The organism is Acidobacteriota bacterium (genome assembly GCA_016208495.1).
Lineage (GTDB): Bacteria > Acidobacteriota > Blastocatellia > Chloracidobacteriales > Chloracidobacteriaceae > JACQXX01.
On the sequence record JACQXX010000023.1, the window covers coordinates 19633 to 35208 of the forward strand.

The following is a 15576-nucleotide window of genomic DNA, read 5'->3' on the forward strand; positions in this document are numbered from 1 at the left end:
TCATTTTCCCATTACCCGGTTATTTATTTGATGAATTGGATTTGATAAATAAGATGAACTCGATTTTTCCAAACTTTTGAATATAAACTGGTTAGCTTGATTTTAATGGTTGTTCGGAATTGAAACGCGAATTTCCCAAAAACGGGCACCTCTAGCTGAAACCCACCCTTTTCACCTGACGTTGAGTGATTCACCCAAAGATCAAAGAGAAATTTTTCCTTCTGTAATTTGGGCTCGCTGTGCGCATGCAATCATCTGAAACACTATTAGTTAGTTTTGATTGGCACTCTTTTCCCTCCGGAAATTCTGAAAAATTTTTACAAGTAGCACCGAATTTTTTACACGTGGCACGGGATTCGCCTTTTAATGAGAATGCCAAACGTCACGTAAATGGTTCAGTCATAGAAAGTTCTTCAAAATTATGAAACCCGAAGATGATGTGCAGTATTTTGAATTTTTGAAGCATTCAAAAATCTCCCGGCTAACAGTCGCTGTGATCCTGACAATTTTTGGTCTGGGAATTGCAAGTATACTTTTTACTCAGCCACAATCCACCCAAGAAATTGCATCACTCAAGGCTGAAGATTTTTTTGCCCAACAATCTGCATCTCAAAGGGTGTCGCCGGTGAAGACGCTGGTCTCCCATAAAGCCAATGATGCCGAGTATTTGCGATTCTTATCAATCTCGGGAGTCAGTCTCAAACGGGACGTGAACACAGTTTCTGAGGGAAACAGGGAGGAGAGAACCCAAAATAACTGACGGTGAGGAAGAACCAGAGCCAGAGTGAGGAGACGATCACCGGTGGTTCTTTCAAGATCAGACCAAAAAGCATCTGTCAGGTAGGGTAGACCCTACAATCCCTCAACCAATATGGCGCTCGTCACGGTCGGCATCGTAGTGTCGGCCTGGTTGCGATCCTGGCCGTGACGCGCGACCTTATATCCTTACCTTTTACTATCCCTCCATTTCATCCGCCATTTGCCCAAAGCTATCCCCTCGCCTCTATCCCTGATTTTTTCCTTTCTTTTTCGAGATTGGCCACGAAATTGCAGCTTCTGATATTTTGGTCCAGCTCAGTCCTGTCCCGTTTGAATCCGGGCGGTACTACCTGTGCTGGGCTGGTAAACTGTATTTGGACTCTGATTTTCCGCAATTCACATCCAGACATCGAAGTCAGTTGGGATCAACTATAGAGAAAAAAGTTTGCTATCTACATGGTTCACAGGTGTTTAACTTTCTCTGCACCCAGAAATCACTCAGTATGGCTGGTTCCTTTGCCTTTGATCACTTCCCCAGTTGAGCAATTGATATGAGCTTTCCGGGTAAATTTGCTAAGCTTTCGACTGCGGCCTCATCGCACTCCCCGATTTTTTTGCGAGTGGTCCGGCTTATTTATTCGAAAGAGGTCAGAATTCTGATGGAAAGCGTCTGGCAGGATATCCGGTTTTGTGTTCGGATGTTATTAAAGAGCCCGATATTTACCGTGGTTGTCGTGTTAACTCTGGCTTTTGGAATTGGGGCCAATTCCGCAATTTTTACCGTTATCAATGCTGTTCTGCTCCAACCGCTGCCCTTTGAGAAACCTGCGGAGTTGATGTTTGTCCATGATAAGACTCCAGCGTTTCAAATGACTTCGATTACCTATTTGAATTATCTGGACTGGCGCAATCAAACTCAGACCTTTGAAGGGCTGGCCGCTTCTCGTCTGGCCACGGTCACTTTATCAGGTATGGGTGAACCCGAACGGATCGGTGTTCGTCTGGCCACGGCAAATTTCTTTCAATTGTTGCGAGTAAAGCCTTTGTTGGGCCGGTTGTATCGCCCGGATGAAGACAAGCCTGGTGCAGCACCTGTGATTGTTTTGACCTATCAAAGCTGGAAAAATCGCTTTGCCGGGGCGATGGATATACTGGGAAAAACAATCACTCTGAATTCTGAAATCTACACCATCATTGGGGTCTTACCTCAGGAATTTCAATATTTTCAGTCGGTTGACGGATGTATTCCGCTTCACCCTTGGGCGGCAACTCTCCCTGATGATCGAAGCTGGCGGCCTAATCTGTACGCTTTGGGACGACTCAAACCTGGAACAACGATTCAGGAAGTTCAGGCTGAATTCGATGTGATTTCACGCCAGTTGGAAGAAAAGTACCCTGAAACCAATAAGGGCTCCCAGGCCCTGGTGGTGCCGTTGACGGAAATGGTGGTTCGTGGGGTTCGACCGTCGCTGCTGATTATGCTTGCCGCCGTGGCATTGGTGCTGCTGATTGCCTGTGCGAATGTAGCCAACCTGTTTTTGGCCAGGGCTTCGTCAAGATCCAAGGAAATTGCGATTCGGTCCGCCTGTGGTGCCAGTCGGGGTCGAATCATCCGACAACTGGTGACCGAAAGCCTGCTGCTGGGCCTGGTCGGAGGTGGAGTTGGTTTGTTAGTGGCCCATTGGGGAGTTGAATTTTTGGTGAAGTTTGCCCTTCCAAGTCTGCCTCGGGCTGCCGGAGTGCGCATTGACCTTCAGGTACTTGGGTTTACGCTATTACTCTCAATTGGGACGGGTTTGCTGTTTGGTCTGGTACCCGCGTTTCAAGTGGCAAGAATTGATTTGCGTGAATCCCTCAATGACGAGGCAAAAGGTTCAACCGCCAGTGCCCAACAACAACGCCTGCGGAGTTTACTGGTCATTTCAGAAGTTTCTCTGGCACTGGTGTTATTGATTGGGACAGGTCTGATGATTAAGAGCTTTTTCCGATTGCAGCAGGTCGCCCCCGGATTTCCGACAACCAACTTATTGATTGTTGATGCTCCAATGACGGAGAAAGTGTATGCCCGACCTGAACAGCGCCTGGCCGTGGCTGATCAAATTCTCGAGCGCCTGACGGCTCTTCCGGATGTAAAAAGTGTCAGTTTAACAACCCATCCGCCGCTCAGCGGGAGTGGTCTTATGTTCCATTTCAATATTGAGGGGAGACCTCCGAAAGATACAACTGAATACACCATGGCGGCATATCGGTCCATCACTCCAAATTTTTTTGAAACCATGGGGATGCCGATATTACAGGGGAAGGTCTTTTCCGACCTGGATTCGATTGAGCGCCCACGGGTCGTGATCCTCAATGCGACAATGGCTCGCACCTATTTTCCCAATGACAACCCGCTTGGAAAACGAATTCAGCTCGGTGCCTATCCAGACCCCAAAGAACCGTGGATGGAAGTTATTGGAATTGTTGGGGATATCAGGCAATACCTTGAAGAGCCTGTTATGCCGGAATTTTATGTTCCCTATGCCCAGGATCCAATGCCCACGATTTCAATCATTGCCCGAACCCGGACGGAGCCGACCAAACTCATTCCTCAAATCCGGAGTTTTCTCCGTGAGGTTGATCGAACCCTGCCCATGGCCAAACCCAGGACAATGGATGAAATAATTCAATGGGCAGTCGTGCAACCCCGGAACCGGACTATTTTGATCAGTATTTTTGCGGGCGTGGCGCTCTTGTTGTCAGCAATTGGGGTGTATGGGGTGATGGCGTATTCAGTGAGCCAGCGGATTTATGAAATTGGAATCCGGGTGGCACTCGGAGCCCAGGAGCGGGATATTTTTGCTTTGATTTTAGGACAGGCGATGAGTCTGGCCTTTATTGGGATTGGGTTTGGGTTGGCAAGTTCGCTGGCATTAACTCAGTTTTTACGGTCGTTTCTGTTTAACGTAACCAGCACCGACCCAGCCACATTTGTTGCAACCTCAATTTTACTTTTTTCCGTGGCGATCCTGGCTTCATTTTTGCCAGCGAGAAAAGCAGCCAAAACTGAACCGATGGTGGCGATCCGCTTTGATGCTCTTGATTCGTGACCAGGACTGAAAGACCAGGGCTTGGGGCTGAAGAAGGCGGGCTGAAGACTCGCAAGCTCGGGGCAATCGAAGGGATGAGGGATGAGGGATGAAGGATGAGGGATGAAATAAAACCAATTCTTCAACCCAATGTCTTCAACCCAATGTCTTCAGCCCGACGTCTTCAGCCCCGAGTCTTCGAGTCTTCAGCCCCGAGCCCGCTTTATTTTCTCACATCGTCACGCAGGTACCACGTTTCAAAAATCGTCCATCCCCAGGCTTGCCTTTATATTCCCCATTCTCAATAACGACCTGTCCCCGTGAGAGAACGATATCAACCGCCCCTTTGAGGGTGACACCTTCATAGGCGCTGTAATCCACATTCATATGGTGGGTGGCCGCACTGATGGTTTGGCTCTTTTCCGGGTCAAAAATCACAATATCCGCATCTGAACCCACCGCAATGGTCCCTTTTTGTGGAAACAGTCCAAACATCTTGGCGGCGGCAGTTGATGTGAGTTCAACAAATCGGTTGAGGCTGATACGATTTTCAGCCACTCCGCCGTTGTAAATCAGAGACATCCGATGTTCGACGCCGGGGGCCCCATTTGGGATTTTGGTAAAATCATGCAGGCCAAGTTCTTTTTGTTCTTTCATGCAAAATGGACAGTGATCAGTTGAAATCACCTGCAGGTCATCCATTTTCAACCCTTTCCATAATTCAGTCTGATTCCATTTCTCCCGAAGTGGTGGGGTCATGACATATTTGGCCCCATCAAAGCCTGGCTCATCATAATTATCAAGCGACAGGAACAGGTATTGTGGGCAAGTTTCAGCGAAAGCCAAAATGCCCCGGTCACGGGCTTCCCGGACCTGGTTCAGGGCATCGGCACACGATAAATGGACAATGTAGACCGGGGATTCAGCCATTTCAGCAATGGCAATTGCCCGGTGAACACCCTCAGCTTCAGCCCGTGTGGGACGGGTGAGCGCGTGGTATTTTGGTGCTGTGCGCCCATCAGCCAGGGCTCGCTTGATGATCTCGTTGATAACCACACCATTTTCAGCGTGCATGCAAATCAAACCGCCACGTTCTCCGGCGGCTGTCATAGCCCGATAAATGGTGGCGTCGTCCACCAAAAAGACTCCCGGATAGGCCATAAAAAGCTTAAAGCTAGTCACCCCTTCATCCATAATCCGGTGCAATTCTGGGATTCGATGATCTTCGAGGTCAGTGCAAATCAGGTGAAAGGCATAATCAATGGCAGTCTTCCCTTCGGCTTTGGCATGCCAGGTATCCAGGGCTTCCGTCAGGGATTGACCTTTGTACTGCACCGCAAAGTCAATGATGGTGGTTGTTCCACCAAAGGCAGCCGCCATTGTGCCGGTTCGAAAATCATCAGACGAAGATGTCCCACCAAACGGGAGTTCCATATGCGTATGGGGGTCAATTCCGCCCGGAATCACCAGTTTGCCACTGGCGTCAATGACACAATCTGCCTCCAAATCGAGTGAAGCACCAATAATGGAAATTTTTCCATTTTCAATCAGGATGTCGGCTCTGTAATCGTCAACTGCCGTTACAACGCGACCGTTTTGAATCAATGTTTTCATGGGAGCTCTCCGTGAAATTATGGATGTGTTTAGGGTTACCGCACCTGTGGGAAGAAAAAACAATGGCTGGAATCACGTCCCCGGTTGTCGGATGAAGGAAGGACCAATTCTGGAAAGGATCTTTTGTAAATGGAAAGGATATGTTAGCGTCCTGGTATTCTACTCATTTGAACCACTTTCTGCATCAATCAAATCAACATTCAGTTCTGTTGGTGTCGGTTTGGCGAGGCAACCCATCCATAGAAGTATTGCGCTCATCGTCTTTTCAATCCAAACCCATCCCGTTCATTTTTCAAAGCTCGCAAGATGAGGAGACCACCCATGATTCCACTTCTGAAATTCCACAAACCTTTGTATCAAATTCTGTTTATTTTGCTTTTCAGTTCTGCCCTGCAACCAACACCGGCATATGCTGGTGTTGGAACATTTAGCGAATCCCACTCCTTGATTTCCCCTGTTTTGCAACAAAATCAGGACCGCCTGACGGTCGAAGAAAAACGAGCGTATGACAAAGGATATGGCCTTGGCCGGGATGACTATCGAGTCAATCGGAACCCGGATTACCAGCGTCACCGGCGTGAATTTACACCCCGGTATGAAACCATTTTTAGCGAAGGATATTCCGACGGGTACGAAGCTCAACGAGATAAGGAAAGCGGATATACCAACTCACAAGGCGATGCGTATGAAAATGGATTTAAACGAGGGAAGCAGGATTACCGCGTAAACAACAAATCCGATTATCGTCGGTACCGGGATGAATATTCCAGCCAAACTGAAACCTATTTTAAGCAAGGGTACGAGCGCGGGTATGCGGCTGAGCGTGACCGGGGCGGGTCAATGAATGATACGCAACGGTCCTATTATGATTTTGGCTACAAAAAAGGCCGGGAAGATGCCCAATCCCGAGCGAGCCGAAATGCTGACCGGTACCTGCGTGAATATGACAATAAATTCGAGCCCTTTTTCAAAAAAGGATATGAGGATGGATATAACCGGGTTGGTGGAGGTTCGGGGAGCCCCCTGCCCACTGATGAACGCCGGACCTATGACCTCGGGTATCAGCGAGGCCGTGAGGATTATCAGGCAAACCGAAGCCGAAACTATGAGCGGTATTCCTCGGAATATAATCGCAAATATGAATCTTCGTTTCGCCAGGGGTATGAAGCCGGGTTTAAGGGCACTTCATCAGATAATACTGGTGGGTATTCAGGGACGGAACGGACTCATTACGAAAATGGGTTCGAGCGCGGAAAAGATGATTATAAAGCTGGTCGGACTCGCGACTATCGCCGCTATAACCGGGACTATGAACGCCGATATGAGGAAGCGTATCGTCGAGGGTATGAGAGTGGATATGACCAGGCAGCTCGAAATGACGAGCCTTTTAAAACCCGTGAACGTGAGGTTTACCTCCAGGGGGTCGAAATCGGCAAAACAGATTTTCGGACTGGTCGCACCAAAGACTTTCGCCGGCACAATCGGGAGTATGACCGCCAATACGAAGAGTACTTCAAGCGTGGGTATGAAGAAGGGTATGACAAGGAAGCTTCAAAGACCGGTGGGGTTACAACCAATGACCAGTCCATGTATAACCGGGGGTATGGGTATGGACAAAGTGACTTCCGGGCAGGCCGGGGCAAGGATTTCCGCCGGTATCGAAATGACTATGATTCCAGGTTTGAGTCATCCTTCAAGCGTGGGTATGAAGAAGGGTACGAAGCTGAATCCCGAAATACCACCAGTGGTCCAACTGAGCGCCAGGCATATGATCGAGGGTATCAGCGTGGGCAGCAGGATTTGCGCAACAATATGAGCCGGCTGTATACCCGATATTCCCGCGAATATGACTCTCGAACGGAAGAAAGTTTTAAACGGGGATACAGTGATGGATATAACTCACGGACCCGTGATGACGATGATGACGATGGTCGCTTCCAGGTTCCGTCTGATCAAGTCCAAACTCCCACAGTCAAGTCTGCTTATGATGATGGACATAAGATCGGGAAGCAGGATCGCAAGGATGGATTGAGTTTGGATTATCGGCGGCATCGTACTCGCTATGACAGCCGTTCAGAAAGCGAATTCAGGCGTGGGTATGAGGATGGATACAATAAAGTACCCAAAGGTCAGGGCAAGAAACGTGATGAGCGAAAAAAGTGAGCAACCAGGGTGAACCCAGGGCCATAAGCGCCAGGATAAGGAAAGGTGAGTTGGTGTGTAACAAGGAAATGGGAAGACAAGGAGACAGGGAGACAAGGAGATCATCCCACCGAGGTTGGGAGTGGGGGAAGGGTTTTTTCTCCTTGTCCCCTTGTCCAGATCGGACTCTGTTCCCTTATCCTGCGCTTATGTCCCAGAGGCTGAGAGCTGAGAACCAATTCAACCTGTCTCTTTCCAGTTCTGAGCCCCTGGCCCTTGATATGAACAAATTACTGACATCCACCACTGGCCATGGCGGCGGCTCCAGCGGCTGCAATTTCTTCAAAGCTTAAATCCTGAACATGGGTGGCAATTGCCCAGTGGTGACCAAATGGGTCAGAGACAATGCCATAGCGATCTCCCCAAAACATATCCGCCAGCGGCATGACCACCTTGGCGCCCGCCTCCACGGCCTGGTTGTAGGTTTCGTCTGCTTTTTCAACATATAAATGCATGGTGACCGACGTTCCACCTCGGGACACAGGTGAGAGACTCCCCATCTCTGGGAACTCATCACATAACATCAATGGTGAGTTCCCAATTCGTAATTCAGCGTGCATGATTTTTTCACCATCCGGTCCGGGCATGCAGCCCAGGACTTCAGCATTAAATGCCTTTTGGTAAAATTCGATGGCCTGCTTTGCATTTTGGACAACGATGTGGGGGGTAATTGAGTGGAAACCCTCAGGGATTGGTTTGACTTGAGTTGACATTTGATTCTCCTTATTTACGGATCAAAAAAAATTGTTTGGGAGCCTGGATTTTTTGTTTTACGAATTGGAAAATTCGTGGCAATATGGGGTCGTTAGATAACGCGGTAATTATTACTCGGTGATGAAAAATATGTCAATACCAAAAACTGATCTTCCGCTTGGTCGTAAAATTTACGAAATTCGTCTGGCCCAACACCTCACCCAAACCCAACTTGCCAAAAAAGCCCGGTTAACTCAGGGAATGATCGCTCAAATCGAAAATGGGAAACGGTCTGTTTCAGATCGGACACTGATCGTTTTGGCCCAATCGCTTGGGGACGATTTTGGGGAGGACTGGTTAACCCCGTTTGTTTCGGCTTCTTCTTCAGTGGTCAACGTTGAAGGCGCCATTGCCGCCGGAAAACCAATTGAACCGATTACCCAACACCTGGAATTGTCAATTCCAACTTCAATGCTGCGACGGGGACGCGAACATTTTGCCTTGCGTGTCACCGGGGATTCGATGATTGATGAGCACATCTGTGATGGAGATGTGGTCATTGCGGTCCGAACCCCAACCGCCGAAAATGGTCAGGTGGTGGTTGCACTGGTTGATGGAAATGCCACCCTCAAGAAGTTTTACAAGCAAAAAAACGCGATTGTGCTCCAACCCGCCAATCCCAATCATCCGCCGATGGTGTTTGACAAAAAAACGAATGTCGAAGTGCAAGGGGTTGTTGTGGGAATTGTCCGCAACCTCTAATCCCAGCCGCAGTTGATTCGCGATTTGATCAGTACCATGAAATGGGCCAGGTGGCCCATTTTTTGTTTTTAGCAGCCATCATTGATCCCATGACCTGCCGTAAGCAATGCCCAGATTAAGCCTCCCGCCTTTTGAACGCCAAAGAAATCGCTTGACAGTCAGAATAGCCTAAGATAGAAGTTGAAAATCATTTTCGATATAGACCCTTCAGTCCATACCTTTTCGCTATAAGCCCTGCTGGTTTTCTTTTCTCCCAATCACAGGCCAGGCTGATTTTCCTTGTGAAGTTCAGGTGTGTTTGGGTTTAAAAGGGAGTTGTTTGCCAGATCCCTGGAGTACCGTCTCCTGGTGATGGTTCAAGGGCAATAAGGAGTGATTCATGAATTCAATGGTTCTTTTTTTTCAACAAACAGGCAGGTGTATTTTTTACGGGGTTTCCGTCCTGTTTTTGGTTTTGATTGGTTCAACTTCTGTTCTGGCCGATGAAAAACGCGGGACGCTTTCAGGCCGGGTCAGTGACTCAGGTGGAGGTGCTGTTGTCGGTGCCACGGTCACGCTCCGGCAATCAACGGTCGGATTTGAGGTTTCGGCTCAATCAGATGCGAGCGGTACGTTTCAATTTACCGAACTGGTGCCCGGTGAATATTCACTCAGCGCCAAAGCTACAAATTATGCGCTCAGTTCAAAGCCCATCACGATCAGCGAAGGGGCGGTTGCAAATCTGGATCTCATCCTGCAACCTGGTACTTTTACTGAAGACATTACCCTGGTAAGTGGTTCGATTGCTGGTGTGCCTGAAATCCTGCAACGTATTCCTGGAACTGTTGATATTTTGGAACCCAAAACACTTCAACAAAGCCGGCTCTTTAATTTCAACGAAGCGCTCCGCAAAGTTTCTGGTATCAATGTTCGGGATGAAGAGGGCTTCGGCCTCCGACCAAACATTGGGATTCGAGGGTTGAATCCAACCCGCTCAACCAAGGTACTCTTACTCGAAGACGGTATTCCGCTGGCTTATGCGCCATACGGAGACAACGCTTCCTATTATCACCCCCCAGTAGAGCGCTTTGAAAGCATTGAGGTTTTAAAAGGCTCTGGACAAATCGTTTATGGTCCGGTCACCGTGGGCGGAGTTGTCAATTATGTGACACCAATGCCGCCGACCAAGCCGAGTGGTTCACTGATGTTGACAGGCGGAAACCGTGATTACTTCAACGGGATTGCCAACTATGGCGGAACGTGGGGAAATACCGGCTTTTTGGTTGATTATATGCGCAAGCAGGGTGAAGGCTCCCGGGTCAACTTGCGACACAAACTCAACGACCTGAATGTAAAACTGGTTACCACCTTGAATGCCCGAAATTTTCTGACCTTCAAAGCCAATTATTATGGTGAAGACTCCCAGGTGACCTATTCAGGCTTGACCCTGAAAGAATTTCAGGATGATCCGCGCCAGAATCCATTCCAAAACGACGCTTTTGAAATTGACCGGTTTGGTTTTTCAGGAACCCACAATTTCCTGATTACCAGTAATTTTGTGATGAACACAAATCTGTACGGGTCAATTTTTAAGCGCGACTGGTGGCGACAATCGAGCAATTCCACCCAGCGTCCCAACGATTCAGCCGACCCGGATTGTGGCGGATTACAAAATCTGAACACTGATTGTGGGAATGAAGGCCGCCTGCGTGAGTTTTATACCTGGGGAATTGCACCTCAGTTTCGGTTGAGCCATAACCTGTTTGGGATTCGCAACGAAGCGGACTTTGGTTTTCGAGCCCACTTTGAAACCCAGGATCGAATGCAACTCAATGGGGATTCTCCACGGGCCCGAACCGGAATCATCGTTGAAGACAACATCCGCAAAAATAAGGCATTTTCCGGATACATTCAGAATCGTTTTATTCTTGGCAAATTTACGGTTACCCCTGGCGTTCGCATTGAAAAGATTCACTATGAGCGAACCAATAATCTGGCCAACGCGGGAGCTGGCATCACTGGAAGCACGGATGTAACCCAGGTCATTCCAGGTTTGGGTGTGGCGTATGCCGTTAATGACCGGACAACCGTGTTTGCCGGTGTTCATCGCGGGTTTGCACCACCTCGCACGGAAGATATTATCAATAACACGACTGGCGGGGCGATTGACCTGGATCCGGAATTAAGCTGGAATTATGAAGCTGGAATTCGAAGCCTCCCCCTCCAGGGTCTGCGGTTGGATGCGGCCTATTTTCGAATGAATTATGAAAACCAGATTGTTCCAGCCAGTCTGGCTGGTGGCTCGGGGACAACGCTGACCAATGGTGGTGAAACACGCCATCAAGGCATCGAATTTAATGGTCGGCTTGATACCGGAACACTGCTGCGGTCCGAGCATAACTTCTTTGTTCGGTTCAACTATACTTATGTCGGCACGGCAGAATTTGTTGGCCGCCGGTTTAGTAATATTCCAGGGTTTAGCACCGTGAGCGTTTCTGGCAATCGCCTGCCATACTCACCCAACCATCTGGCCACAACCGGGTTTGGGTATTCGCATCAAAAGGGAATTGATGTGTTTGTGGAATCAGTCTATGTGAGCGACCAGTTTGGTGATGATTTGAATACAATTGAGTCCTCAGCCGATGGTCAGCGGGGATTGATTCCGGGATATACAATTTGGAACGCGACGCTCAATTACCGGGCTGAACCGCTGCACTCAACTTTCTTCATTACCTGTAAGAACCTGCTTGATGACACATTCATCGTGGATCGGGCGCGGGGAATTTTGCCGAGTTCACCACGGCTGGTTCAGGCCGGGTTTAAGTGGAATTTTTGATTTTGCGACTACCTGGATGGTGGGTATGGTGGCTGAATTCAAAATCAGTCTGGGAACATCAGGTCAGGTTGCAGATTTGATCGAGATAGAGCAACTGGCGCTGCAATCGTTTCAAGACCCAGAAGTTCGCCAGTGGTTTTTACAGCATCCAACACCACCGGAAATTTTGCACAGCGCAATTCGCGACAATTGTTTGTGGGTGGTCGAACTTTCTTCTGGAGGTTTAGCCGGATTTGCCGATGTAACGTATTTGGGGGCCGTTCCATATCTGGCTGGGCTCTACGTCCATCCTCAATTTAGTCGGCAAGGAATCGGAAGTGCGCTACTGGTCGCGATTTTGAGTGAATTGAAGGGCAGAGAATGTGTCGAAATCTGGTTGACCACGACCAGCAATCATCCGTGGCACCAGCCGTTTTATGAGCTTCACGGGTTCCAGGTTGCTGAAGAAACAATTCTTCCCGCTGAAATCCAGGTGATGCTCCAGATTGAAGCCCGGATGGGATGGCGGACCCGGCGCATTGCCATGCGGCGAATATTGTAGAGGGCATCGTGGTTCATTACTGAGCGCCTTGAAGCTGGGGAGTTGCGAAAGATCAACAACGGTTTGGTGTGTCAGTTTGGAGGGCAAATGCGCAGAATCGGCAGAATTGCCACACTGAGTTGCCTGGCGGCTGTGTGGAAGCTACCTCACCAATCTGGCATCAACTCTCGCAGGGGTGGGACATTGTGTTCAACTACCACTTTCAATTCACGGTGGCACACCAGTTGCCCGGTTGAAAAGCACGCTGGGAATGCCGCCGACGCGAAAAGCCGGGAACGTTGGTTCGAGTCAAGGCGGCATTCTTCACTTTTCCTCCCGCCTGGTTCGATCTCAATCTTTGATTCAGCTCAAATTCACTGTAGCCCAGCTTCCGGGATTGTGCAGTTGGGCCTTCGCAGGCCAGAAGTGGTACAGCTTCTGGGTGTCGGTAACATTCAATGCCAGTCCAAAGGGACGTGAACTTTTTGGATCAAATCCGACCTTCTCAAAAGAGATTTTTATTTCAATGGCCTGATTTTCAGTGAGTGGGAAATTATTGGCAGACCAGCCATTTTTGGTTGGCGTGCAATCCCAGACATTGAATTTCCCGTGGCCTTCACAATCGTTGTAGGACGCGTGAAACCACCAGTCGTGCTGGTCCCAGGCGGCGGTTCGATTGTGATTGAGGTCAAACACAACCTCTGGATACCGTTCGGCGGCGCCTCGTTTCAGGTTTTGGAAGGCAAAATAGAAATGTGACCCGTCGTGTTTCATCAACACGGTGACCTTCCAGTTTTTCTCCACCTCGATGGCAACCGAGCGCGCATCACGCCATTCAGTTGCTTCAAGCCGGCCATCAATGTTCGGAGCCGTCCCAAACGGAATCTGGACGTCAATTTTGGGGGAAACTGGTTGTTGAAAACCAGTCATCAGCCAGCAAATCAAACCAGGAACCAGCAGCAAGAATGGAATCTTCATCGCTTTCTCCAGGTTGGGCTAGAGAACAGTAAACCACCGAAAAAAGTGGATTTCCCCGAACCCTGAACCCTGAACCCTGAAATGGTTTTTAGACCTGGTTTTGATGTGTGATTTCCCGAACAATATCACCAATTCGATGAAAGAGATAAGACCGGGCCGTCGTTGGTCTCCAGGCCAGTCCGACGCTGCGGTTGGGCACAGGGTGTGAAAACGGAAGGTACACCACATTGGAGGCATTGCCGCTAACCGCCATTTCCGGCACCAGAGTAATCCCCGCGCCACTGGCGACCATATGGCGGAGCGTTTCCAGACTTGTCGCCCGAAACGACGTTTTTTCCCGTGCTCCTACGACTTTACACACGGCCAGCGCCTGATCGCGCAAACAGTGACCATCTTCGAGGAGCAGAACCGATTCATTGGCCAAATCCTGTTGTGAAACCATCTGCCGGTGGGCCAGGGCGTGCGTATGCGGAACCGCCAGAAAGAATGGCTCAAGGTACAATTCGCGTTCGAAAAAGCGGTAATCCGGCAGCGGGAGCGCCAGCAGAATCAAATCCAGTTCGCCATCTTCAAGCTGTCGGCAAATGGTAGGGGTCTGGGCTTCCACAAGCTGGATTTGCAAATTGGGGAGTTCAGCCTGAAGTCGTGGCAAAATGCGGGGCAGCAAATACGGAGCAATCGTCGGAATCACGCCGATTTTGATAATTCCTCCGAGCGGGTCGGACGCCTGTTTGGCCAGATCGCGGATGTTCCCGACTTCCTTGATGATGAGGCGGGCGCGTTCGGCGATGGTCTTCCCGATGGGGGTGACGATGACCTGTTTGTTATTGCGTTCGAAGAGCTGCACGCCCAGGTCTTCTTCCATTTTTTTGAGCTGCATACTGAGCGCCGGCTGGCTGACGTAGCACGCCTCGGCAGCCTTCCCAAAGTGTTTCAGATCAACAACGGCGAGAAAATAAGTCAAATCACGGATGTTCATAGGTGGAGAAAAAAGTTCAGAGTTCAAGCTTTAGCTTGCTTTCGTCTCAAGGCAAGCACAACTCAAGTCGTATCAAGAACTTGAATGACACACCCCAACGATTTTTGCAAGCTAAAGCTTGAACTCTGAACTCCATCCCACGTTCTCACTGGTCTTTATTCTCTGACTTGTAATTGCGTAAGAAATCGGCCACTTCGGTTTGTCCCGCTTCCTGAGCCAGATCGAATGGAGTTTTCCCATCCTTGTCTTTGGCATCAGGGTCAGCCCCGTGTTCGATCAGGTATTTGACAATTTCCAGGTGGCCAGCCTCTGCAGCGTAATGCAATGGAGTTTTCTTCCCATCCCGATCTCTGGCATTAATCTGAGCACCTTTTGAAATCAGGTATGCAACAATGGTTCGTTGCCCTTTACTGGCAGCCCACATTAAAGCAGTCCATTTTGTCTCTTTACCGTCTTTATCAATTTCGCTGTCTTCCAGGTTCAGGTTTAAGGTTTCTAATAAATATTGCAAAACATCGAGATGACCTTCCCCGGCTGCCGTGACCAAAGGACTACCATAATAAGCGTCTTTTGAATTATTTAGGTAAATCAGCCCTTTGTGGTTTGGGTCAGCGCCTTTATTGATCAGTAGTTTTACTATCTCCAAATGACCACCATAGATAGCCCACATTAACGGGGTTGTCCCATTTTGGTCTGTGCTGGTTACCAGTAATGGTTGGGAATTGATCAAGTACTGAACCCACAGTAAATTCCCGGTTGATGCTACTTCAAAAATCTCTTGTTGCTGAAGAAATCGAGTCAATTGTAGTTTTTCTTCCTTAGTTTGCCGGGTTAACCACACCTTGACCGTGTTGTCCCAACTCCCGGTTGCCAGCCGGTTTCCATCCGGTGAGAAAGCGACTGAGAAGACAGAGTCTGTATGTCCGGTCAGGGTGGCCACCGCCTGCCAGGTCGCCACATCCCACACCTTGACCGTGTTGTCCAAACTTCCGGTTGCCAGCCGGTTTCCATCCGGTGAGAAAGTGACTGAGGAGACAAAGTCTGTATGTCCGGTCAGGGTGGCCACCGCCTGCCAGGTTGCCACATCCCACACCTTGACCGTGTTGTCCAAACTCCCGGTTGCCAGCCGGTTTCCATCCGGTGAGAAAGCGACTGAGAAGACAGAGTCTGTATGTCCGGTCAGGGT

At 49.2% G+C, this 15576-nt stretch carries 11 protein-coding genes; 6 read left to right on the plus strand and 5 right to left on the minus strand.

The genetic code is table 11. The annotated features are described in order from the left end of the window. The first annotated feature begins 421 nt into the window (after positions 1–421). Positions 422–760 (plus strand): hypothetical protein, encoded by a 339-nt coding sequence (locus tag HY774_04415; GenBank protein ID MBI4747705.1) that lies wholly within the window; start codon positions 422–424, stop codon positions 758–760. A gap of 550 nt (positions 761–1310) precedes the next feature. Continuing rightward, the gene (locus HY774_04420; protein ID MBI4747706.1) at positions 1311–3848 is read left to right on the plus strand and encodes an ABC transporter permease; all 2538 of its coding nucleotides are present in this window, start codon (positions 1311–1313) and stop codon (positions 3846–3848) included. A 210-nt stretch (positions 3849–4058) separates the two neighbouring features. On the opposite strand, the gene hydA is transcribed toward HY774_04420, so the two are convergent. Beyond that, the gene (gene hydA / locus HY774_04425; protein ID MBI4747707.1) at positions 4059–5441 is read right to left on the minus strand and encodes a dihydropyrimidinase; all 1383 of its coding nucleotides are present in this window, start codon (positions 5439–5441) and stop codon (positions 4059–4061) included. A gap of 321 nt (positions 5442–5762) precedes the next feature. On the opposite strand from hydA, the gene HY774_04430 reads away from it, so the two are divergent. Beyond that, positions 5763–7604: a hypothetical protein gene (locus HY774_04430; GenBank protein MBI4747708.1), complete on the plus strand. Its 1842-nt coding sequence runs from the start codon at positions 5763–5765 to the stop codon at positions 7602–7604. Positions 7605–7873: 269 nt separating this feature from the next. Here the strand turns inward: HY774_04430 and HY774_04435 are convergent, their stop codons facing one another. After that, positions 7874–8356, minus strand: a complete 483-nt coding sequence (locus tag HY774_04435; protein MBI4747709.1) for a VOC family protein — start codon at positions 8354–8356, stop codon at positions 7874–7876. A 130-nt stretch (positions 8357–8486) separates the two neighbouring features. Between HY774_04435 and lexA the strand changes: the two genes are divergently transcribed. From lexA to HY774_04450, 3 genes are all read left to right on the plus strand, one after another. Then, positions 8487–9098 carry a repressor LexA gene (gene lexA / locus HY774_04440; protein MBI4747710.1) on the plus strand — a complete coding sequence of 204 codons (612 nt, stop codon included), beginning with the start codon at positions 8487–8489 and terminating at the stop codon, positions 9096–9098. 379 nt (positions 9099–9477) lie between these two features. After that, a complete protein-coding gene (locus HY774_04445) occupies positions 9478–11913 on the plus strand; it encodes a TonB-dependent receptor (GenBank protein ID MBI4747711.1) in 2436 nt (811 codons plus the stop codon). Between the two features lie 25 nt (positions 11914–11938). Then, entirely contained in the window at positions 11939–12454 is a 516-nt protein-coding gene (locus HY774_04450) for a GNAT family N-acetyltransferase (protein ID MBI4747712.1), read from the plus strand. Between the two features lie 342 nt (positions 12455–12796). Here HY774_04450 and HY774_04455 read toward each other — a convergent pair whose 3' ends face one another. The 3 genes from HY774_04455 to HY774_04465 all read right to left on the minus strand — a co-directional run. Beyond that, on the minus strand, positions 12797–13411 hold the full coding sequence (locus HY774_04455; protein MBI4747713.1) for a hypothetical protein: 615 nt from the start codon (positions 13409–13411) through the stop codon (positions 12797–12799). 88 nt (positions 13412–13499) lie between these two features. Then, the gene (locus HY774_04460) at positions 13500–14390 is read right to left on the minus strand and encodes a LysR family transcriptional regulator (GenBank protein MBI4747714.1); all 891 of its coding nucleotides are present in this window, start codon (positions 14388–14390) and stop codon (positions 13500–13502) included. 145 nt (positions 14391–14535) lie between these two features. After that, the coding region (locus HY774_04465) for an ankyrin repeat domain-containing protein (protein ID MBI4747715.1) at positions 14536–15576 on the minus strand (1041 nt) is incomplete at its 5' end.

Excerpts from the sequence above, each read along its gene's own strand:
- lexA (MBI4747710.1), top strand. The coding sequence starts at position 8,487 with ATGTCAATACCAAAAACTGATCTTCCGCTTGGTCGTAAAATTTACGAA.
- HY774_04460 (MBI4747714.1), bottom strand. The coding sequence starts at position 14,390 with ATGAACATCCGTGATTTGACTTATTTTCTCGCCGTTGTTGATCTGAAA.
- HY774_04435 (MBI4747709.1), bottom strand. The coding sequence starts at position 8,356 with ATGTCAACTCAAGTCAAACCAATCCCTGAGGGTTTCCACTCAATTACC.
- HY774_04455 (MBI4747713.1), bottom strand. The coding sequence starts at position 13,411 with ATGAAGATTCCATTCTTGCTGCTGGTTCCTGGTTTGATTTGCTGGCTG.
- HY774_04420 (MBI4747706.1), top strand. The coding sequence starts at position 1,311 with ATGAGCTTTCCGGGTAAATTTGCTAAGCTTTCGACTGCGGCCTCATCG.
- HY774_04415 (MBI4747705.1), top strand. The coding sequence starts at position 422 with ATGAAACCCGAAGATGATGTGCAGTATTTTGAATTTTTGAAGCATTCA.
- HY774_04445 (MBI4747711.1), top strand. The coding sequence starts at position 9,478 with ATGAATTCAATGGTTCTTTTTTTTCAACAAACAGGCAGGTGTATTTTT.
- HY774_04450 (MBI4747712.1), top strand. The coding sequence starts at position 11,939 with ATGGTGGCTGAATTCAAAATCAGTCTGGGAACATCAGGTCAGGTTGCA.
- HY774_04430 (MBI4747708.1), top strand. The coding sequence starts at position 5,763 with ATGATTCCACTTCTGAAATTCCACAAACCTTTGTATCAAATTCTGTTT.
- hydA (MBI4747707.1), bottom strand. The coding sequence starts at position 5,441 with ATGAAAACATTGATTCAAAACGGTCGCGTTGTAACGGCAGTTGACGAT.